Origin of the sequence: Mucilaginibacter aquariorum, assembly GCF_024498135.1 — a bacterium.
Classification (GTDB): Bacteria; Bacteroidota; Bacteroidia; order Sphingobacteriales; family Sphingobacteriaceae; genus Mucilaginibacter; species Mucilaginibacter aquariorum.
Genome location: NZ_JANHOH010000004.1, coordinates 84,127 through 105,755, shown reverse-complemented (window position 1 = coordinate 105,755; position 21,629 = coordinate 84,127). Strand labels below are relative to the sequence as shown.

Below are 21,629 nucleotides of genomic sequence, written 5' to 3'. Positions count from 1 at the left end.
ACCACATTGCCAGACGAGGAAAACCCCAAACCCCAAGTAGATTCATTTGCAGCCCTTAAATACAAGGATTTCCGCTCATATATTGGGATGCGATTTTTCTTCACGTTTGCCTACCAAATGCAAACTGTTGTACTTGGGTTTTATATTTACCAGTTAACACATAGTAAAATTGCACTGGCATTTATAGGTTTAAGCGAAGCCATCCCGGCGGTAGGCATAGCGCTTTATGGTGGTTATATTGCTGATAAGTACGAAAAACGGAAAATGCTCCTTATCATATTTGCGGGTGTGTTTTTATCGTCATTGGTAATGTTTGTGGCTACATTAACAAGTGTTGCCTCGCAATTGCATACAACGGGTATACTTGCCATACTTTACGCCATGATATTTTGCAATGGCCTTGCCCGTGCTTTTTATGGCCCTGCAACCTTTACCATTTACGCGCAAAGCATTCCAAAGGAACTTTATCCAAATGGCAGTACCTGGAGCAGCTCGAGCTGGCAGGTAGCATCAATCCTTGGGCCGCTCACGGGTGGTTTTATCTATGGCTTTGCACATCATATTATACCGGGATTGAGTGGCATAACTGCAACATTTGGTTTAACGCTTATATTCATGCTGATATCGCTGGTATTGGTTTATATGCTGCGCGAGTACCCACCCGTTTTTATCCCAAAAGAAAATATTTGGATCAGCTTAAAAGAAGGGTTAAACTTTGTTTTCACCAACAAGATAATGTTCTACGCCATGAGCCTTGATCTGTTTTCGGTGTTTTTTGGTGGTGTTGTGGCATTATTACCTGTATTTGCCCTTGATATTTTAAAAGTAGGCGCCGAAGGGCTGGGCATCATGCGTATGGCATCGTCATTAGGTGCTGCGTTAACCATGTTAGCTATGATCCGCTTTTCGCCAATGAACAAGCCATGGCGTAATCTGCTCATTGCAGTAGCCGGGTTTGGTGTATCTATTATCGGCTTCGGCCTGTCTCATATATTCTACTTGTCATTACTGTTCCTGTTTTTACAGGGCGCCTTTGATAGCGTGAGCGTTATTATCAGGGGTACCATTATGCAGTTGTTAACCCCCGACCATATGCGTGGGCGTGTATCGGCTGTAAACTCTATGTTTATTGGTTCATCTAACGAAATAGGCGATTTTGAATCTGGCATGGCGGCAAAGCTTTTAGGTACCGTACCCGCAGTTATATTTGGTGGCAGCATGACGTTAATGATCGTAACTATTACCTGGCTTAAAACCAAAAAGCTGATACCATTATCTTTAAATCACATCCAGGAACCTGCTGTTATAAAGCAGTAGCTTAAAAAAGACGAATTTACTTTTAATTAAAGCTGAATTTAGTGGCGTTACCTGTGAAAATAATATTCACCTTTAGGGAAAAATATATTTTCTATTAATAACTATTGATTAAGTCTTTGGCTGCAAAGTGTTCAAATAACTTACGGAGTAAGTTTTTATATGTTTTACCATTTTGGTTAATGTTTTTTGCACCATTACTTACCTATAGTTTGGATGGCAAACCTATATACCGCCCTAATATTTTTACAAGCTTAAAAGATACTACGGCTACCCGCCGCGTAGATGCCGCAAGGAAGATTTACAGGATAAATTGCCGCAAAATGAATGAGCCGGATGCCATAAAAAGCCTGGACGATTTGCAACAACTAGCCATTAACCTGGACGATTTAAAACTTGAATGCGCCATATGCGATATGCGTGCCGATTATTACTCAGTAAACCGGGGCTACAACCCATTAAGTACTAAGCATTTTGACAGGGCTATTGCCTTTGCAAAAGAGGAGAAACTCCCACTGGAAGCTGGTATTTATCAGCATCGCAAAGCCAACTATTATTCCCTTTACAAACAAAATACTGCAGCTTGCCGGTATTACCTTTTGAGCGAAGCCACCCTGCGTGAGGTTGGTTTTGATAATGTACCCGATATGGGGACGCTTTTTTCTGAAACAGCAAATTTTTACTATTCCCTGGGCGACTTTGACAATGCACGCGACAACCTGCGCCACGCTTTAAAATATCAGCCTATAGTATCAAGTGTGCGTATAAATATTATAAACACTATTGGGCTTACCTACCGTAATGAAGGGCAATATCAAACAGCGATGGCTTATTTTAATAATGCCTTTCATATGGCAATACTTGTTAAGGATTCTGTATGGGCTGCTATTGCAACAGGCAATATAGGTTCCATATACTTTTTGCAAAAGCATTATAATAAAGCGCTACCGCTGATACAGGCAGATTATAGCCAATCATTAAAATATGATCAAACGTTAAATTCTGCTATCGCTTTATTAAGATTGATATATATTAATCTTGATCAGGGTAAGCTAAAGCTGGCGGGCCTACAATTAGATGCTGCAGATAAGTTACTGTTAAAGACCAGCGAAAATGTATTAACACAGCGGGTACAATACTATGAATTAAAGGCAATACTTAGCGAACGGTTTAAAAACGTTGAAAAAGCTATAGTCTATAGGAGTATATCAGAAAATTTACGGGATAGTGTTGCCAAGCGCGATAACATTACTGCTATTGAGCGTGTGAGGCTGCAATGGATAATGGAAAAAAGCAACGAAGAGCTTAAGAACCTAAAAAAGAGCGCCCAGATAGAGGACTTTAAGCAAAAAACAATAATTATAGTGTTGCTACTCTTAATAGTGATAACCGCACTTATATATAACCGCCAGAGGCTAAAAGCAAAAAAAGATAAAGAGTTAATAATATCAGAGAAGCTTAGGGTTGATGAAGAGCTAAAAAATGCCACACTAGCGCTGAATGGCTACACCGAAAGGCTCATGCAAAAAAACATTCTGATAGATGAAATTAAGACAGAACTGGAAAATGTTCAGTCAAAATTTAGCGACGCAGATATTGCAAGCAGCCTGGATAAAATGATGGAGGTCCATATCATGACAGATGATAACTGGGCCCAGTTTAAAAAGCTTTTTTCAAGGGTGCACGGTACTTTCTTTTACAACCTTCGTCGTAAGTATGATAATTTATCTGATACTGATATAAGGCTGCTTGCACTAATTAAACTAAAACTTAATAATAAAGAGATGGCCGGTATGCTGGGCATAACTGTTGATGGTATTAAAAAAGCAAAACAACGTTTGCGTAAAAAAATGAACCTTTCGGAAGATGAAGAGATAGAGGATATCGTAAATGATCTTTAACGCATCCTAAAGCCACATTTTTGGGTATTTGTCGCGATTTTGTCCACCCATAAAATTCTTATAAACAGGCATTTTGAATCATATTTGAAAAAATATACATAAGAAGTAATTACAGCAACATATTGTGCGTTTTATATACAAGGTATTAAAATTAATTTTCATGCAAAAGTTGCACATCTATATTGTAGAAAATAACCCTTTAATTGCCTTTGCGTTAAAGAAGATGCTTCTTAATATAGGCCATAACATTTGCGGAATAGCTGAATGCTATAATGAAGCTGTAAAAGATCTAAGGGTTATGAATGTAGACCTGGTAATAACTGATATTATGATAAAAGGCGAGGAGAACGGAATTGACCTTGCAAATTATATCAACCATCATCTACATATCCCTTTCATCTTTCAATCGTCCACAACATCTGCAGATATAATAAATCTGGCTAATCAAACGCATCCTAATGCTTTCCTGCCAAAGCCGGTAAGCAAATCGGAAATGATAAAAGCCCTTGCTATGATAGCTGCTTAGACATAAATAATAATTTTATTAATTGTTAAAGTTTACAATACCCAAAATGGAAACAAGACAAAAAAAAGCCTGCCCGCATTGCAGTAAAGGAAAATTAACCAACCGTGCGCGAAGGCCCATTTTAGTAAAAGCAACATTATTTTGGCTGCCTATAAAAAGGTATTCCTGTAATCTTTGCGAAAAAAAATCATACGTGTACGGTTCAGTATGGGAAACTACAGATAAAAAAAACACACAGGTTAGTTCTGCACAATAAACGGCAACATCATCGGTTAACTACGTAACTATCGGTTAATGTTATATGCCCGATAATGTTATTTGGGCATCATTAGGGTAAGCCCGGTATAAAACATACGGCCCTTTTTCATCCAGGGCAATAACAGGCTTTACTATCCGGGATTTATTACCCTGAGCTATTTTTACAGTTTTCCATTTTTGGGGTATATAGGTTTTAAGCGTAAGCGGCACATTGTACATGGCTTTATTAAGCGGGTGCGATAAGCTAACTGTAATTTTTCCATCTCCCTGCTTAACTTGCAGTTTGGCACTTTGCCTTTCGCGCATGTAACGGGTAACATTGCCAAATGTGGCTACCCATAAGTTTTTTTGGCGGGCTTTAATGTAGGTAAAATATTCATCCAGTTCCTGTTTTGGCAAAGCCTCCCAGCCAATACCCTCAACGCCATGAATGGTAAGCACCAGCCAGGTATTGTTTTTGTTAACGGTAGTATCAACCCATGCCTTCATCATTGGCAGCGGTGTTTTAGTAGTAGCGCCCCGCTGAAACTGTATGTACTCTTTATCGGTATTGCCGGGGTTACTTTTATTGCCACGGGTTATTTCTTTTAGCCAGGGCTCGGGCATGCGGTTACGTAATGCCGGATAAACTTTATATGCATATTCCATTACCCGTTCGTTCTCGGTACCGAAAGGCCCCTCGCCCGAGAAGGTATAGCTGGCACCCAAGTGATTTAGTATTTCCAGCTTACTCTTCTCCATTTCATATAACATGTTTGGCTCATCCAATATAGCCAGGCGCGGGTGGGTTATCATATGGCTGGCAAATTCATGGCCTTGTGCCGCATATTTGCGTATTTCAGCCCAGTTAGTGCCATGCGCATCCATATACTCGGGATTATGTTGTACACCCGGTTTAAATTCGCCATTCCGCACTTTCTTATATAACTCATCAATCAATTTTATTGCCTCATCGGTTTTACCCGCATCAACAAGCGAACCGGCGTTGTAATAATAATCCATCGGCCCAACTAAACCCAGGTAACTGGCTGCCGAAGCTCGTTCGAACAGGTTAGTTTTATTAGTTGGAACGGTTGCTGTTTCGCTGATGATCTCTTTAACCGGCCTACCTATAAATTTACCCTGATATTGCGAACCCGGGATTTGGCCGGTAATAATGAAGAATGTACCCGGAAACTTAAAGCGGTTTAGTAAAGGCAAGGCTACTTTAAACTGGTTAATAGAACCGTCGTCCCAGGTAATAGATACCGCGCCTTTTTTGCCATCCTGCCAGCGGGTAATTTCGGTTTTGCCTGTTTGGGCGTTACATAGGTTCGCTATAAGGCACCCTGTTATAACGGGTAACAATAAATTTTTCATGGCTAATGCATATTGTTTTAGCTAATATAAAAAGTTACCGGCAGTTATTCGTCTTATAAGTAAATGGTCACAACATTGTTAGCATTTGCGTCATTATAAAAAGTATAATAAATTTATAAATGAATGAATATTCATTTATATTTGTAGCGAAATATAATTTAGATGCGTATTAGAAACACTGATAAAGTACAACTGGTAAAGCAAAAAGCTATTGAACTAATTGTAAAGCATGGCTTAGAAGGCTTTAGTATGAATAAGCTGGCAAAGGCATGCAGCATATCAGTAGCAACGCTTTACATCTATTATAAAGATCGAGACGACCTGATACTTAAAATAGCTATTGAAGAAGGTGCTTTAATGGGCGATGCCATGATAAAAGATTTTGACCCCGAAATGCTGTTTGAACAAGGCTTGCGCAAGCAATGGGAGAACAGATATAACTATATGGTGGCAAATCCCATTATGACATTGTTTTTTGAACAATTGCGCAGCTCATCGTACCAGCAGATCTTTCTGTCATCTTTTTTGAAAGACTTTAAGTTGGTGATGGGCAAGTTTATGGATAATGTAATTGCACGCGGCGAAATTGATGTAATGCCGTTTGAAGTGTACTGGTCGGTAGCATTTGCGCCTTTATATAATCTTATCCGTTTCGAAAACGAGGGACAAAGCATGGCTGGCAAGCCTTTTAAAATGACGGACGAGATACTTTGGAAAACTTTTGACCTGGTTGTAAAAGCCCTAAAAAAGTAAGCTTATGAATATTGTAGAAAATTTTGATCACATACTATTATTTAAAACCAACATTAATTGCGATGGCGATAAACTGCTGCTGCATGCTTTGCTGGACAACAACCCCGACATTAAATGCTGGAGCATTGATATGGAAGATGAAGATTGTGTGCTTCGAATTGTATCATATACGCTTAGCCACGCGCAAATAATTGAATTAATAAAACCACACGGCTACCAATGCTGTGAACTAACCTAACACAATGCAAAATCAAGAACCGGTACCTTTTACAGGCTATCAAAAATTTGTAATATTTATACTGGCTATCACCCAGTTTACTGTGATACTCGATTTTATGGTGATGTCGCCCCTTGGCGATATGCTCATGAAATCGCTTAACCTAAAACCATCGGCCTTCGGTTTTGCTGTATCTGCCTATGCCTTTAGCGCGGGCATCTCGGGCCTGCTCACAGCAGGCTTTGCCGATAAGTTTGACCGCAAGAAGCTGCTGCTATTTTTTTACATGGGCTTTATTGCCGGTACTATCTTCTGCGGCTTGGCGCATACCTATGCCGTGCTGGTAGCGGCGCGGATTATCACCGGTCTGTTTGGCGGGGTTATCGGTTCCATCTCTATGGCCATAATTACCGATCTGTTTGCCTTGCAGCAACGGGGCCGTGTAATGGGCTTTATACAAATGGGCTTTGGCGGCAGCCAGGTTTTGGGCATACCTATTGGGCTTTACCTTGCCAATGCCTGGGGCTGGGAAGCGCCTTTCTGGATGGTAGCTTCACTAAGCATTATTATAGCCGCGCTGATAGCGGTAAAGCTAAAACCTGTTGTACAGCACTTAACCGTACAAAAAGACAAATCGGTATATAAACACTTTTTGCATACCGTTGCCAAAGCAGATTACCGTATTGGCTTTGCGTCTACCGCGTTATTATCCATTGGCGGCTTTATGATGATGCCTTTCGGTACAGCTTTCGCCGTTAATAATCTGGGCTTAACTAACGGGCAGCTGCCTTCACTGTTTATGGTATCGGGTATAAGCACATTAGTAATCATGCCTGTGGTGGGTAAGTTGAGCGATAAGATAGATAAGTTTAAAATATTCATCGCGGCATCTATATGGACCATGATCATGTGCGTGGTGTACACCAACCTGGGGGTAACCCCTTTGCTGCTGGTTATGGTTTTTAACATTTTAATGATGATGGGTGTTATGAGCCGTATGATACCATCGTCGGCATTGACCAGCGCCATCCCCGATATGTCCGATAGGGGCGCTTTCATGAGCATCAACGCATCTTTACAGCAAATAGCGGGTGGTGTGGCCGCCGCGGTTGGGGGCATGATAGTTACCCAGCAAAGTAAGGGCAGCCCACTTCTTCATTACGATATGGTAGGCTACGTGGTAGTCGGAATATCAATACTCAGTATCTTGCTAATGTCGCGGGTGGATAGGCTTATAAAAAGGAAAGCAGATAGCAGCAAAGCTGCCGTGATCCCCGAAGAGGCTTTAGCGCATTAAATTCATGTGTCGAAGTGTTCCATTTTGAGAATGGAACACGTGGAACACATCTATCCTTGGCAAGGCATTTCTTTATTTAAAATACAGAAAATTCCGTATTTTAACACTATAAGTTTTTTCATAGTTTGTTGCGCTTTTTTTGTAAAATGGAACGCCAAAAAACGGCCTGAAACCGCCTTTTTTCGCCTCGTTTTATTCCTTTTGGGGAGTATTGCCGCCAACAAGTACTTTCCTTATATTAGCTAACAATCCTTAGCAATATCGCAATGAAAAAAGGCCTGCTACTCACCCTAATTACTACCGCCGCCATGGCTGCAAACGCACAGCAAAAATTCGACCCGCCAAAAACTAAAGCTATTCCTGTTGTTGATACCCTGCATGGCGTACAGCTTACCGATAACTACCGCTGGCTGGAAGACAAAAAGAACCAGGACGTTATTGACTGGACAAAAAAACAGCACGATTATGGCGTAGAGTACCTGACAAAAACACAAAAGGTTCATCCCGATCTGAAAGAGAAGATAGCTGCCTACCTGAACATGGATTACGAAGGCCCGCTGAACACAGTGGGTAAGCGCGTTTTCCAAACGGTGAAAAAGAAGGGCGACAAGCAATATAAGATCTACACCATACTGGATGGTAAAAAAGTGCTGATATGGGACCCGGTACAGTTAGATTCGGCAGGCAAAATATCAACCAGCGGCACCAGCTATACTTATGACGGCGAACGCGCTGCCATCAGCGCGCAACGCAGCGGTGCCGAGGTAAACACCGTTTACTTTATTGATACCCGCACCGGTAAACAGATCCACGAGCCTATTACCAATACCAGCGGCTTTGATTGGGCGCAGGATCAAAAACATGCCTACGTAACCCTGCGCAGTCAAGAAGATGTGGATAAGCAGCGCCCCCTAAAAACCTATTACCTAAAAGTTGGCGACCCGATAGAGAAAGCAACTTTTGTGGGCACTACTAAAGACGCCCAAAACAGCTATTTTATATACGATAACCGCTACAGCGATGTAACCTTTAGCGGCGAAGGCGATTTCTATTCCAACAGCCTGCGTATGCGCCCAACAGGTAGCCTTAAAGATGGCAAACTAATCTACAACAGCAAAAAATTCCAGGCCTATCCCGAGGCTATCGGCAACCGCCTGTACATAAAAACCAATGATAACGCCCCCAAAAGCAAGTTGATGATAGCCGATAAGCTGCATCCGGATTATAAGAACTGGAAAGTGCTTATCCCCGAGAGCAGCACGGTTATGGAGAACTATGTAGTTACCAAAAACAGCATCATCGTTCAGGATAAAAAGGATATTGAGAGCCGCTTAACCATTTACAACCTCGATGGTAAAAAACTACGGGCAATGCCCCTGCCCGAGAAAGGCAGCATAGGCGGCATTACTTACGATAGGGAGGAAGACCTGGTTTATATTTCGCTGGTTACCTTTACATCTACCCCAAAAACATACGTAGCATCGCCAAAAGATTATAAATGGAAGCTGTTTTATCAACGGATATTGCCTGTTGATATGAGCCAGATAACCGGCGAAATAAAGTTCTATATCAGTAAAGATGGCAGCCGCGTGCCTGCCTTTGTGGTGCACCGCAAAGATCTGAAAATGGACGGCAATAACCCCGTGCTGTTAACCGCTTATGGTGGTTTTCAAGCGGGTATTAAACCGGGCTATTATGGTTTTTACGCACCGTTTATACAGGCGGGCGGCATAGTGGTACAGCCGGGTATCCGTGGTGGCGACGAGTTTGGCGAGCAATGGCACCTTGACGGCATGCTGGCCAAAAAGCAAAACAGCTTCGACGATTTTTACGCTTGCGCGGAATGGCTGATCAAAGAGAAATATACAGCCGAAAGTAAAATAGTGGCCCTTGGCGGTAGTAACGGTGGCTTACTGATGGGTGCCGCGGCAACCCAACGCCCCGATCTGTTTAAAGCCATAGTATGCGAAGTGCCTTTACTGGATATGCTGCGTTACCACAAATTCCTGATAGCCCGTTACTGGATCCCGGAATACGGCGCGGCCGAAGACGCGGAACAGTTTAGGTGGTTACTGCGTTACTCGCCCTACCAAAATATAAGGGTTGGCGTAAACGTACCACCCATGCTGGTAACCGCAGGCGCTAACGATACCCGTGTAGACCCAATGAACGCCAAAAAGTTTGTGGCTGCATTGCAGAACAACCCCGGCCAAACCAACCCTATCATTCTCCACATGGATTTTGACAGCGGCCACGGCAGCGGCCAAAGCACCCAGCAAGCCATAGATAACTGGACATTTGTATTTGAATATGTGATGAACCAGTTGGGAATGTAAGCTAATGAGAGAACTTGGTGTAATAAATGAAAGAAAACTGATTTATCAAAAACATGCCACAGATGTTAATTGGGAAAAGGCACTGCCAAATTGCAATTGGGTGGCAGTTATAATAGTTAATGACAAATCCAGACCCATATTAGACGAAATATCTCGAAAGATAATTAATCATAACGCATGCTATGTTTGTTGCGCCGGCAGCCAGTCGGAACTACTACATGACCTTGTTGATGAAGAAATCGTTTTTAGAGAAGTTGATGTTGAAGGTTTAAATCTTCCCCCTTTTGATATTATTACAACATGGGACAACAATATTGATGACGCTTTGTGGTACGCTGCATTTACTGCGACACACGATACCGAGCGTATTGACACCGTACTGTGTTTGGACACGACTGGTTTAGATATTGAAGAAACGTTTAGGAAACTTAAAGAAACAATCAAGTAAAAAACCATACATAAAACCGTGTCATTCGAGACACGAAAAAGATAAAGAATGCGCTTTTATGTATTTGTTATAATTACTATGTTATTATTTGCCTGTAATGAACCTGGCATGAAAAACAATGGCGTTAAAAAAGATAGTGTCAAAAATTACTCGCAGATACAAAAGGCAGGAACATTAATGTCATACAATGTAAGGGCAGACCTGCGTTTTGGCAATTCCTTTTATTCCATGTTGGCAAACGAAAAGGGGCAGGCTTGTATCTTAAAAGGCACAAGTTCTCATGCAATGGATATTTTCAAAATAGAACATTCTGATACCAGTAAAATATTTCGATTGGATTCGGTGGCTGCTTTCTACAACGCGATCTATAAGATAAAGGCAAAGCCGAAAATACACCATCATGTTAATACTGATACCGCCAGAGTAGAAATATATTTTGATGGAATAAAAATATATGATGGCCCAATGACAGGTGAAGAATTTTGGGATGTATTTAGGCCCACATTTGGACAACTACCTAACGGTTACTGTTTTTACTGTACTAATGATAAGCCATTTGAGTTAGAATGAAGGATTTTGTTCATATTGGTATTGATTTCAATATAAGCAATACTAACCATCACGTCACCGGTCTGAGTTTTTTTCGCCGTTGTTGGTGTTGTCACCAACAACCTTTAGGACAGTTTTGCAAGATGTGACATACACGGCTTGTTGGTGACAACACCAACAAGGGCACAAAGCTCATTACATGAGCAATTTCTCACATAAGCAAATGTTTGGAGGAACAACAATTTGGTTTTGGCCTTTAAAATAAACAGGATATGAATCGCAATTTATTAATAATAATCTTTCTTTGGTTACTGTCCTCCAATGCCTTTTCGCAAACTGGTCACAAATCTAAGTTGTCTGGTTGGTGGATTAATACGCAGTATGATTATTTTCAAAACAAACCTCAATACAATAAACTCTTGTATAATATCTCGCCTTGGTTTATAAAAATTGATTCTTCCGATAGGTGTACCGTTACATTACTGTATGAACAACGGGCAGATTTGGGCTACCCCATAGACAAGAAATCTCAATATGGAGTTTGGAAGTATCATTATAAAAAAAGGCACGAAGTATGGTTATATAGCGTAGAAGGTAACGATTCATTAATGGTTTACAGCAACGGTATTACTCCTGCCGCTGGAATCATCTTCAAAAGATATACTCCCTCGATGAAGGACAAGTAATTAACGATAAATGATACGGAAATTGAGGCAATCTACTGGTCGAAGTTTTTAACTTCGACCTAAAAATAAAGCAAGGGTCCTCCTTGCGTAAGCTGAAAGCTTACCACATTGTAGGTCCAGGTTACGCTGCGTTAAACCTGAACCAGCGGGAGAAAATAGATTAACGTTCCGCTTATGATACCACCCGTTCCATCATCGCCATAACATCTTCTTCGGTCCCTTCGAACGGCCCCGAAGTTTCAATTTTTAGTCCGGCCATGGCGGCGGCAAATTCGCCGGCATTTTGTATGTCGGCACCTTTAACGCGTCTGTACAGGTAACCTGCCATATAGGTATCACCGCAACCCGTAGCATCCACCACTTCGGTAGGTTTATATGCGGGAACATCATAATAAATGCTATCAGCATAAATTACAGAGCCCATGCTACCCAGGGTTACTACCACTTCTTTAACACCCCACTCAGCTAAAACCTTTGCGCCTTCGCGGATATCGGCAATGCCGGTAAGCACTTCCAGCTCGCTTTCGTTCACTTTTAATATGTCTATGTATTTAAGGGCTTCTTTTTTATCGGCCCAGTCAACCGCGTGTACGCCTTTATCTATCACCTCGCGCAAATACCCCTGCGCATCAACAGAAACATTGCCCCTGCTAAACAAAGCTTTGATCAAATCGGTCGACATATCATCAGCCAGTAACGGCCCCAAATGGAATATAACAGCTTCTACATCCTTCATATCTTCGGCAAAAAAAGCATCGGCTTTCTGCAAAACACGCTGGGTACGTTTATCCTGGTTCTCGCCGTATATATTCTCAAAGTAAACGGTGTGTGCGCTCGGCAATACTTTTACGTCGATGCCCTTATCGCGCAGGCTGGCAACGCTGGGCAGTTCGGTTTCGGCAACGGCAGTAATGAGTTTATACCGCACATCCATATTACGGATGGCGTTGGAGAAGTAAAAAGCAGTACCACCGGCCATATGCTTAATAGCTTTGGCGGTAACAATTTTATCTAAGGTGATGTGTCCTATGCAGCAAATATCGTACATCTGTTAAAATTCAATTTATTATTTAGTAATGTGGGTACAAATGTAATATTCTGTTTGTCAATTATTTGTTACAAGTTAATATAGTAAACCAAAGGCTATTGTACTATTTTAGCAATTCGCATTAATAACTATCTCACATTTTCCCGTTATTATGAACACAAAAAACTTTCTTAAAAAAGCATTATTCGCTATAAGCCTGGCATTTGCAATAACCCTGCCAGCCAATGCCCAAACCCCTGCAGACGACCCTCATCTGGGTATTATCCCGGCACCGGCATCTATAAAAAAAACCACCGGGGTATTTGTTTTTAGTCAGCTTACGCGGATAAAGGTGGATAACCCCAAAGATAAAACCACTGCTTTTCTTAAAGATTTTTTGCTGAACAACCGCCACTTTAACAACAGGCTAAGCAAATACAACCCCAAAGTAAGAACCACCGGCGGCACTACCTTAATACTAACCGCCAAAGGCGCAGATAAACTACCCAAAGAGGGTTACAAGCTTACGATAACCCCGCGCCGCATTACTATTATTGGCAAAGGGGCCGGCTTGTTTTATGGTATGCAAACTTTTATGCAGCTGTTCCCGGTAGCTACATCGGGTACCGAAAAATTGCCTTGCGTAGTTATTGAAGATGCCCCGCGCTTTGGTTACCGCGGTATGATGCTGGATGTATCCCGCCACTTTTTCACCGTTCCGCAGGTAAAAAAGGTGATTGAACTGTTGGCCACCTACAAGATCAATAACTTCCACTGGCACCTGGTTGATGGCCAGGGCTGGCGCATCGAAATAAAGAAATATCCTAAGCTAACTCAAGTTGGCGGCTATCGCGATCAAACCATGTTTGGCACCAACCGCGACTGGCCCGACAGCCTTAGCTACGGCGGTTATTATACCCAGGATGACATTCGCGATGTGGTAAAATTTGCTGCTGACAGGTTCATTAACGTTGTACCCGAAATTGAGATGCCAGCGCACTCTGATGCCGCCCTGCGCGCCTATCCCGAGCTGCGTTGCGAGCAACCAGCCGATAGCAAAACACCAGCCCGCAGCTTTGGCAGCCTGTACTGCCCTACCGAAGAAACCTTCACCTTTTTAGAAAACGTGCTTACCGAAGTAATGGCGCTCTTCCCCAGTAAATACATACATGTTGGGGGCGACGAGGCAAATAAACAACCCTGGAAAGAGTCGGCGTTTGTGCAAAACCTGATAAAAGAGAAAGGCTTTAAGGATGAAAATGAAGTGCAAAGCTATTTTATTCAGCGTATGGAAAAGTTCATCAACGCTAAAGGGCGCAGCATTATTGGCTGGGATGAGATACTGGAAGGCGGCCTTGCCCCAAATGCCACCGTAATGAGCTGGACCGGCGAAGAAGGCGGCATAGCAGCGGCCAAACAAAAGCACAACGTTATTATGACACCGCAAACCACCGGCAACTATTTTGACCATTACCAAAGCGGTTCGCCGCAAGAGCCTGTTTCTTTTGGCCGTTACGCTACGCTTGATGAAACCTATAATTATGACCCGGTATCTAAAGAACTTACACCCGAAGAGCAGCAATACGTAATTGGTACCCAGGGCAATTTATGGACGGAATATGTGCCTACAATGGCCAAGTTGCAATACCAGATCTTGCCCCGCTTGTTTGCCCTATCTGAAGTGGCATGGAGCTTGCCTGCTAATAAAGATTATAACAACTTTGCCAATGTGCGCCTGGCTAAACATTTTGCCCGTTTAGATGCCAAAGGCTATAACTATCGTGTACCTATTGCCATGCCTGTTATTGATACCATGGTTTTTGGTCAGCGGTTTACCTGGGCGCCAGTAAGTGTGGTACCGGGGGCTAAAATATACTATACCCTAAACGGCCGCGATCCATTAGATACCGACCTAGAGTATAACGGCAACCCCATTACTTTCGCCATCCCTGCAAACGAGAAACGCGAGTTTAAAACCCGTGTGATCACGCCCTCGGGCAGGCGCAGTATAGCCAGCCGTGTACTGATGTATAACCGTACCTTAATGCCTGCCGTAAACTATACGGCCAACAAGCCGGGCTTAACCTATAAACTTTTAAAAACAAAATTCACCACGCCCGATCAATTGGATTATGTAACCACCAAGGATTCGGCCATGATCGATCAGTTCAACGCCGAGCCGTTCAAGAAAGATAATCCAAGCTTCGGCGCGGTATATAACGGCTATATCAACATCCCGGCAGATGGCGCTTACAATTTCAGCCAGGCATCCTATACCGATACCCAGCTGTTTATAGATGGAGAAAAACTTACCGAAACCGAGCCCGCCCTGCCACTTGCAAAAGGGTTCCATAAAATAACGGTAAAATACATTTACAACCAGCCGGTATTGCAACCCGGCGCTTACCGGATAAGGCAAACTCCGCTAAAGGTATTTATAACAGCCCCGGATGGTGATAAAAGGGAAATAGACGCCGGTATGCTGTATAATTAAACCTCTCTGAAAAAGGGAAACACCTAATAATGCATTCATAAAATTCAATAGTATTACTCAATATCAACGCATTATAATATAGATAAAAACTATATACTATAGATTTTTAAGATGAATCGGCATAATTTTTAATCGTATATTTGTTGCATAAATTTTAACAAAACAACCATTATGTTAACGATAGGACAAAAATTTCCCGAATTTTCTAAAATTGCTGTAACAAGTCTTGAAAAAGGCAAAGAGTTTGAAACAATAACTTCTGAATACCTTGTTAACGACGATAACGTTTGGACTGTAATGTTCTGGTGGCCAAAGGATTTCACTTTTGTATGCCCAACAGAGATTGCTGAGTTCAACAAAAACTTTGGTGAGTTCCGTGACCGCGACACCCGCCTTATTGGTGCATCTACCGATAGCGAATTTGTACACGCTGCCTGGAGAACCCACCATGATGACCTGCGCGATCTTAAATTCCCAATGTTAGCTGATACTTCAAAATCATTAGCAGAAGACCTTGGTATTTTAGAGCCAAACGAAAAAATCGCTTACCGTGCTACTTTCATTATTGATCCTACCGGTATCATCCGTTGGGTATCTGTAAATGACCTTAGTGTAGGCCGTAATGTTAAAGAAGTTTTGCGTGTACTTGATGGCTTGCAAACTGACGAGCTTTGCCCATGCAACTGGGAAAAAGGCCAGGAAACTTTAACAGTTTAATAAGTAGTTTAACCAAACTGATATTTAACCACAGAGTACACTGAGAGAAAACCACAAAGTACACAGAGATTAAACTTTGTGCCCTCTGTGAAAAAAGCTCTGTGTTCTCTGTGGTTATTTTTTTACCCTCTATATTTAATTACCACTATGAGCGAAAGCACCGAAATAGTACAGGAACTGGTAGAAACTACCGGCCTGGACAAAACATACCGTACACCAGCCCTTTCTTTATTAGAAGCAGGCGAATCGCGCTACCTGCGTGATCTGAAACTTAATTTTACCAGTACCTTAACATCCGAACATTTAAGCGCTAAAGAGTGCGCCTTATTAGGTTTAAGCACCGCTGTTAACAACCAAAACGCGCCGCTTATTGCTTACTACACCAACGTAGCTAAACAAAGCGAAGCTACTGATGCCGATGTTGCCGAAGCAGCAGGCTGCGCTTCATTACTGGCATCAAACAATATTTTTTATCGTTTCAGGCATTTCACCCAGAAAGAAAAATATACGCAGATACCGGCGCGCATCCGCATGCAGTTAATGATGAAGCCTGTTACCGGTAAAGAATTTTTTGAATTGATGAGCTTAGCTATTTCAGCTGTTAACGGTTGTGAAATGTGTGTAAACGCTCACGAAGATTCATTGATAAAATTGGGCACAACCGAAGAGCGCATATTTGATGCCGTAAGGATAGCATCATTAGTTACCGCAACAGGGAAAATTATTTTCTAATAAACAGAAAGAATTTTCGCGGTGTTTAAAACTAATATCAAATAAAATTTGGCTTTGTTAATTTAAAAGCTTTAATTTTAAGGCTTAAAGATTACTACTAACCTCTGTTGTCAATAATAATTTTATAGCTGTAAAACCATTACCGATCCCAGAGGGGATTACAAATTTAATTGTTGATTTTTTGGAGAAGCCATTCCGCTTGTAAAAGCAGAATGGCTTTGTTTTTTAGTGGGAATCTGTTACGGCCCTTAGCTTTTTAAACGGCTGCAGATAAAGTAACGGGATAGAGAAAAGCATGATCAAACCCGAGATCCAGTAAGCATCATCGTAAGTGAGCAACATGGTTTGTTTGACAACCGCACCTTCAATAGCGCCGTAAGCCATGTGTGTAGCATCAATAACTGATTTACCTTTTGCCATAAACCCGTGCATATACTGATTTAATCGTTCGGTAAAAGCAGGGTTATACGGGTTCACATGCTCAATAAGCGTGCTTCTGTGGTAACCCTGGCGTATGTGTATAATGGTTGTTAAAGCGGCAATACCAAACGACCCGCCCAACTGGCGCATCATATTGTTTAAGCCCGATCCCTGGCCAATTTCCGGGCCTTTCAAATCGGCCATAGCAAGTGTGGTTAAAGGCACAAATAATAACGCCATACCCACACCACGTATCAGTAACGGAACCAATACATCTTTCTCGCCGGTTGCCAGGGTAGAGTTGCTCAGCATCCATGTAAATACAAAGAACAAAAACATACCCGCCGTAGCCATAAATTGTGCAGGAATACCTTTGTTAAGCGCCTTACCTATAAAAGGCATCATAATAATGGTACACACACCGCCCGGGAATAGTAACTCACCGGTTTGCTGCGCGTTAAAGCCCAACAAATTTTGACAAAATACCGGGAACACGAATACCGAACCATATAAACCAAACCCCAGGATAAACGAGGTGAACATCCCCACGGCAAAACTTCGATGCCGCATAATGCTAAAGTTCACAATAGGGTGGTCGGTGCTCAACTCCCGCCATATAAATAATATGGTACCTAAAACGGCGGTAACGGTTAGCACAATAATGTATGTTTTTGCAAACCAATCTTCCGACTCACCTTTTTCAAGGATGGTTTGTAAACTGCCTACGGCAACAGCCAGCAAGCCAATACCCCACCAGTCAATTGGTCTTTTCTCCTCCTTGGGTGTTTCCCTAACAAATGTATAGGTAAGGAATATAGCCAACGCGCCTACCGGGATGTTCACATAAAATATCCACGGCCATGCATAGTTTTCGGTGATCCAGCCGCCAATGGTTGGGCCTACTGTTGGGCCTACAACCGCGCCTAAACCAAATAATGCTGTAGCGGTACCAATTTGCTCGCGGGGCCAGGTTTCTAATAAAATGGTTTGCCCGGTAGATATTAAACCACCGCCGGCAATACCTTGTATTATACGAAACACAACCAGTTCATCAAGCGAATTGGCATTACCACACAAAAAGGATGCTATGGTAAATACTATAATAGAGGTAAGAAAATAATTTTTACGGCCAAAGCGCCCGCCCAACCAGCCCGACATAGGCAGGATGATAACGTTTGCTACGGCGTAGCCGGTAACCACCCAGGCAACATCCTCAAGGGTTGCGCCAAGGTTACCTTGTATATGTGGGATAGCCACGTTTACGATGGTGGTATCAATAAGCTCAAGCAATGATGCCATGATCACCGTAATGGTAATTATCCATTTTTTAAAGCCAGTTTCAGCCATGGTATTTAGTCTTTAGTATTTACCGAAACATCTACGCTCATACCCGGGCGCAGTTTCGCTATATCTTCTTTGCTGCCTGTAACTTTTATTTTAACAGGCACACGTTGTACAACCTTTACGAAGTTACCGGTAGCATTATCCGGAGGCAATAAAGAGAATTTAGCACCTGTAGCAGGCGAGAAGTTATATACTGTACCTTCAATTTTAAGATCCGGGTAAGCATTAACATCAAGGTCAACCTTTTGGCCGTTCTTGATCTTCTCTAACTGGGTTTCTTTAAAGTTTGCAGTAATATAAATGCTGTTATCGTTTACTACAGAGAACAAGGTTTGCCCTGCTTGCACCAGCTGGCCTATCTGTACGTTCTTTTTAGCCACAATACCGCTCGATGGTGATTTAACGTCAGTATAACTTAACTGCAGTTTGGCATAGTCAATATCCACCTGCCTTTGGCTTACGCCTGTATTGGTAACTTTTAACTGGCTGCGGCTTGTTGCTACCTGTTGTAAAGCGGCCTTGTATTTATCGCGCGCGGCGTTATAGTTTGCCTGTGCAACATCTAAATCGGCTTTAGCCTGGTCAAACTGCTGGCGGGTTACTGATCCATCCTGTACCAGGTTGGCGTAACGGGCATAATCTTTACGTACTTTATCTAAACGTGCGCTTGCAGATTCTACGTCGGCCCTTGCGCTTGATGAATTTGCAGCGGTTGTAGATATTTGCGATTCGCCTACATTGATACCTGCGCTTGCGCCAACTTGTGCGGCTTGTGCCTGTTCTAATTTTACTTTGTAATCGCGGTCGTCAATTTTAACCAGCAACTGGCCTTTGTTAACGTGCGTGTTCTCTTCAAACATAATGCTGTCAACATAGCCGCCAACACGTGCCACAACCGGGCTTATGTCGCCGTCTATCTGCGCATCGTCTGTATCTACGTGCTTGCTGAAGTATATATATTCTTTTACCCCAAAAATGATACCTCCCAAAAGAACGATCCCTAATATGATAGGAAGAACCCTATTTGGTTTCTTTTTGGTTTCTGTTTCCTGTGTTGCCATTGTTTTATGTATTGTAATTATTTGTTAAGTTTTCCGGTTGATTTTATTAATGTGTAGTATGCAAGTCCTGCGTCAGCCTTAGCCAGTTCCAGGTTAATTTGGGCCTGGTAAAGTAGGGTTTGCGCATCGGCGCGGTCTGTAGCCGATGATATATTGCTTTTGTATTTTGATTCCAGTATGCGGTTGTTTTCCAGCGCCTGGTTTATGGAGGTTTGCAGCAAGCTTATCCTATCCAGCGCCGCTTTATAGTTCTGGTAGCTTTGGTTCACCTCATTCTTAATATTATCGGTGGTAATGCCTCTGTTAATTACAACCTCTTCGCGTTGTAACTTAGCCTCTTTAACCTTGTTCTTGTTTGTCCACAGGCTGCCAAAATCCCAACCTAATGTTACACCAACTGATATTGGGGTAATGTAATTACCGGTTTTAGGTATCGGGTTTGCTGCTATACCCACATAGTAAGCGCTTGCCGCTGCCGATAGTGTTGGCGAGGTATTGGCTTTTATGCTTTTGATGTTGATATCTGCAACTTGTGTACGCAGGTCATTCTGCTTAAACTCGGGGCGGTTAGCCATTGCCGAATCCAGGTAAGCCGTTAAAGGCAATGCAGTTCTGTCAGCCTCGGTTATCTGTTCAATATTTAACTCGGTGCCTTCTGGTAAACCTAACAGAATGTCCATATTATAGTTGATAATACGGCGGTTGTTTTCAAGATCGATGCCATTCAGCTCAATATTTGAGCGCTGCAATTGAAAGCGCAATACATCGTTTTTAGTAACCAAACCCTGGTCAAAAAAGCGTTGCGATTGTTTTATCTGCGCATCTATAGTGGCCAAATTTTGCTGAACCACTTTTTTGCTTTGCAAAACCTTGTACAAGTTATAGTAAGCATTAATAATGCTGTAAGCTATCTGGTCTTTATCGTTCACGGCATCTAAACGGGCAACCTCGGTTAACAAGGTGGTAGATTCGCGGGCGTACTTTAGTTTGTTGCCCTGCCATATTACCTGGTTTAATGATAGCGTACCTAAGTAAGCATTAGCACTGGTTGGCAGGCTTAGGCTTTCTTCGCCAAGGTTTAACTTATTGGCTGGGATCTGCGCGCGGTTATAACCAAAGCTGGCTTTACCCGTTGGCAGCGAGCGATCTTTAGCCTGCTCATATTGCGATACGGCCTGGTCAATGCGCGATTGTGAAAGTTTCAGCACTTTGCTGTTTTCCAATCCAAGCTTAAGGGCCTCATCAAGGGTTAATGTCCTATCCTGTGCGGCGGCGGGGTTGGTAACCAGTAGTGCTAATAGTAATATAGCAATACTGCCCGCGGCCTTAAAGGCTTTTTTAATTTGTAAAGGTTTCAAGGGTATATTATTATTTGTTGTCATTTTCGTTCTGTAAATAAGCTTTTAACAGTGTTTTCATATATTTTTTAAACCGGGGTTTAAGCAGATCATTCTGAACGTCGGCATCCAGCACATCAAAACCAAGTACCCTTGATGAGATATGCGGAGTGTTTACGATGTAATTTTTAGTACCAAAAATGGTAGCAACTAAAAGCTGCTGATCTGCATCTTTATTAAAATCACCTTTTTTTATACCGTCGGCTATAATGTTCTGAAAAACAGTAACATTTTTCATGATGATATCGGTTATCTGATCGGTAAGCTCGTTCTTTTTTGATTTGGAGATCTCCCTGTTCAGCATAATGTGGAAACAATTATTTGTTACCACCTTATCGATGTAACTGTCAAGATATTTATCCAATTTTTCCCAGGAATTGATACTATCATCATTACCTATACTAAGCAGTACGGTTTGGAAAGTGGTGATCCTGCGTTCAAAAATTGCCAGAAAAACACCTTCCTTTGAACCGAAGTAATAATTAAGCATAGCCATATTTACCCCGGCTTCGCCTGATATCATACGGGTTGATGCGCCATCGTATCCTAACTCAGCAAAAACACGCTCGGCAACGTCGAGTATGTGATCTTTCTTATCTGTTTTTTCCTTTTCCATTTTCTTTTTGTCCCGCACAAAATTAATCAAACGATTGATTAGTTAAAATTACTTTTATCATTTAATTGTAAATACCTGACCAGTAGGGTAGAAAAGTTAATCAAACGATTAAACAAGAGGAGGAAACTGTAATTATGACGGTATAATTATCATACCAATTATTGCATAAAAGCTTCT

General features: G+C 42.1%; 20 protein-coding genes. 14 read left to right on the top strand and 6 right to left on the bottom strand.

Features of this window, described 5'->3' with window-relative positions; genetic code table 11:
- The first annotated feature begins 6 nt into the window (after window positions 1-6).
- The 4 genes from NPE20_RS17025 (at window position 7) to NPE20_RS17010 (ending at window position 3,997) form a co-directional block, all read left to right on the top strand.
- A complete protein-coding gene (locus NPE20_RS17025; protein WP_256539888.1) occupies window positions 7-1,317 on the top strand; it encodes an MFS transporter in 1,311 nt (436 codons plus the stop codon).
- A gap of 179 nt (window positions 1,318-1,496) precedes the next feature.
- Entirely contained in the window at window positions 1,497-3,215 is a 1,719-nt protein-coding gene (locus tag NPE20_RS17020; RefSeq protein WP_256539887.1) for a tetratricopeptide repeat protein, read from the top strand.
- Window positions 3,216-3,375: 160 nt separating this feature from the next.
- Complete coding sequence (locus tag NPE20_RS17015) at window positions 3,376-3,741, top strand: response regulator (protein WP_256539886.1); 366 nt, start codon at window positions 3,376-3,378, stop codon at window positions 3,739-3,741.
- A gap of 46 nt (window positions 3,742-3,787) precedes the next feature.
- Window positions 3,788-3,997, top strand: coding sequence for a hypothetical protein (locus NPE20_RS17010; protein ID WP_256539884.1), 210 nt, complete (start codon window positions 3,788-3,790; stop codon window positions 3,995-3,997).
- Between the two features lie 41 nt (window positions 3,998-4,038).
- Here the strand turns inward: NPE20_RS17010 and NPE20_RS17005 are convergent, their stop codons facing one another.
- Window positions 4,039-5,358: a polysaccharide deacetylase family protein gene (locus tag NPE20_RS17005; protein ID WP_256539883.1), complete on the bottom strand. Its 1,320-nt coding sequence runs from the start codon at window positions 5,356-5,358 to the stop codon at window positions 4,039-4,041.
- Between the two features lie 162 nt (window positions 5,359-5,520).
- On the opposite strand from NPE20_RS17005, the gene NPE20_RS17000 reads away from it, so the two are divergent.
- The 7 genes from NPE20_RS17000 (at window position 5,521) to NPE20_RS16970 (ending at window position 11,644) form a co-directional block, all read left to right on the top strand.
- Window positions 5,521-6,111 carry a TetR/AcrR family transcriptional regulator gene (locus NPE20_RS17000; protein ID WP_256539882.1) on the top strand — a complete coding sequence of 197 codons (591 nt, stop codon included), beginning with the start codon at window positions 5,521-5,523 and terminating at the stop codon, window positions 6,109-6,111.
- Between the two features lie 4 nt (window positions 6,112-6,115).
- A complete protein-coding gene (locus NPE20_RS16995) occupies window positions 6,116-6,349 on the top strand; it encodes a hypothetical protein (protein WP_256539881.1) in 234 nt (77 codons plus the stop codon).
- 4 nt (window positions 6,350-6,353) lie between these two features.
- Window positions 6,354-7,625 carry an MFS transporter gene (locus tag NPE20_RS16990; RefSeq protein ID WP_256539880.1) on the top strand — a complete coding sequence of 424 codons (1,272 nt, stop codon included), beginning with the start codon at window positions 6,354-6,356 and terminating at the stop codon, window positions 7,623-7,625.
- A gap of 266 nt (window positions 7,626-7,891) precedes the next feature.
- Entirely contained in the window at window positions 7,892-9,961 is a 2,070-nt protein-coding gene (locus NPE20_RS16985) for a prolyl oligopeptidase family serine peptidase (protein WP_256539879.1), read from the top strand.
- 4 nt (window positions 9,962-9,965) lie between these two features.
- Window positions 9,966-10,409: a DUF7684 family protein gene (locus tag NPE20_RS16980; RefSeq protein ID WP_256539878.1), complete on the top strand. Its 444-nt coding sequence runs from the start codon at window positions 9,966-9,968 to the stop codon at window positions 10,407-10,409.
- A gap of 108 nt (window positions 10,410-10,517) precedes the next feature.
- Window positions 10,518-10,979: a hypothetical protein gene (locus NPE20_RS16975; protein ID WP_256539877.1), complete on the top strand. Its 462-nt coding sequence runs from the start codon at window positions 10,518-10,520 to the stop codon at window positions 10,977-10,979.
- Between the two features lie 251 nt (window positions 10,980-11,230).
- Window positions 11,231-11,644, top strand: coding sequence for a hypothetical protein (locus NPE20_RS16970; protein ID WP_256539876.1), 414 nt, complete (start codon window positions 11,231-11,233; stop codon window positions 11,642-11,644).
- Window positions 11,645-11,816: 172 nt separating this feature from the next.
- Here the strand turns inward: NPE20_RS16970 and NPE20_RS16965 are convergent, their stop codons facing one another.
- Window positions 11,817-12,692, bottom strand: coding sequence for a PfkB family carbohydrate kinase (locus tag NPE20_RS16965; protein WP_256539875.1), 876 nt, complete (start codon window positions 12,690-12,692; stop codon window positions 11,817-11,819).
- A 151-nt stretch (window positions 12,693-12,843) separates the two neighbouring features.
- Between NPE20_RS16965 and NPE20_RS16960 the strand changes: the two genes are divergently transcribed.
- The 3 genes from NPE20_RS16960 to NPE20_RS16950 all read left to right on the top strand — a co-directional run bounded on the left by NPE20_RS16960 (window position 12,844) and on the right by NPE20_RS16950 (window position 16,614).
- Window positions 12,844-15,165, top strand: coding sequence for a family 20 glycosylhydrolase (locus NPE20_RS16960; protein WP_256539874.1), 2,322 nt, complete (start codon window positions 12,844-12,846; stop codon window positions 15,163-15,165).
- A gap of 171 nt (window positions 15,166-15,336) precedes the next feature.
- The gene (locus NPE20_RS16955; protein ID WP_256539873.1) at window positions 15,337-15,882 is read left to right on the top strand and encodes a peroxiredoxin; all 546 of its coding nucleotides are present in this window, start codon (window positions 15,337-15,339) and stop codon (window positions 15,880-15,882) included.
- 147 nt (window positions 15,883-16,029) lie between these two features.
- Entirely contained in the window at window positions 16,030-16,614 is a 585-nt protein-coding gene (locus tag NPE20_RS16950; protein WP_256539872.1) for a carboxymuconolactone decarboxylase family protein, read from the top strand.
- Window positions 16,615-16,839: 225 nt separating this feature from the next.
- Here NPE20_RS16950 and NPE20_RS16945 read toward each other — a convergent pair whose 3' ends face one another.
- The 4 genes from NPE20_RS16945 to NPE20_RS16930 are packed head-to-tail and all read right to left on the bottom strand — an operon-like array spanning window position 16,840 to window position 21,452.
- Complete coding sequence (locus tag NPE20_RS16945) at window positions 16,840-18,381, bottom strand: DHA2 family efflux MFS transporter permease subunit (RefSeq protein WP_256539871.1); 1,542 nt, start codon at window positions 18,379-18,381, stop codon at window positions 16,840-16,842.
- Window positions 18,382-18,386: 5 nt separating this feature from the next.
- Window positions 18,387-19,439 (bottom strand): HlyD family secretion protein, encoded by a 1,053-nt coding sequence (locus NPE20_RS16940; RefSeq protein WP_256539870.1) that lies wholly within the window; start codon window positions 19,437-19,439, stop codon window positions 18,387-18,389.
- A gap of 17 nt (window positions 19,440-19,456) precedes the next feature.
- A complete protein-coding gene (locus NPE20_RS16935) occupies window positions 19,457-20,797 on the bottom strand; it encodes a TolC family protein (RefSeq protein ID WP_256539869.1) in 1,341 nt (446 codons plus the stop codon).
- A gap of 10 nt (window positions 20,798-20,807) precedes the next feature.
- Complete coding sequence (locus tag NPE20_RS16930; protein WP_256539868.1) at window positions 20,808-21,452, bottom strand: TetR/AcrR family transcriptional regulator; 645 nt, start codon at window positions 21,450-21,452, stop codon at window positions 20,808-20,810.
- Between the last annotated feature and the right edge of the window lie 177 nt (window positions 21,453-21,629).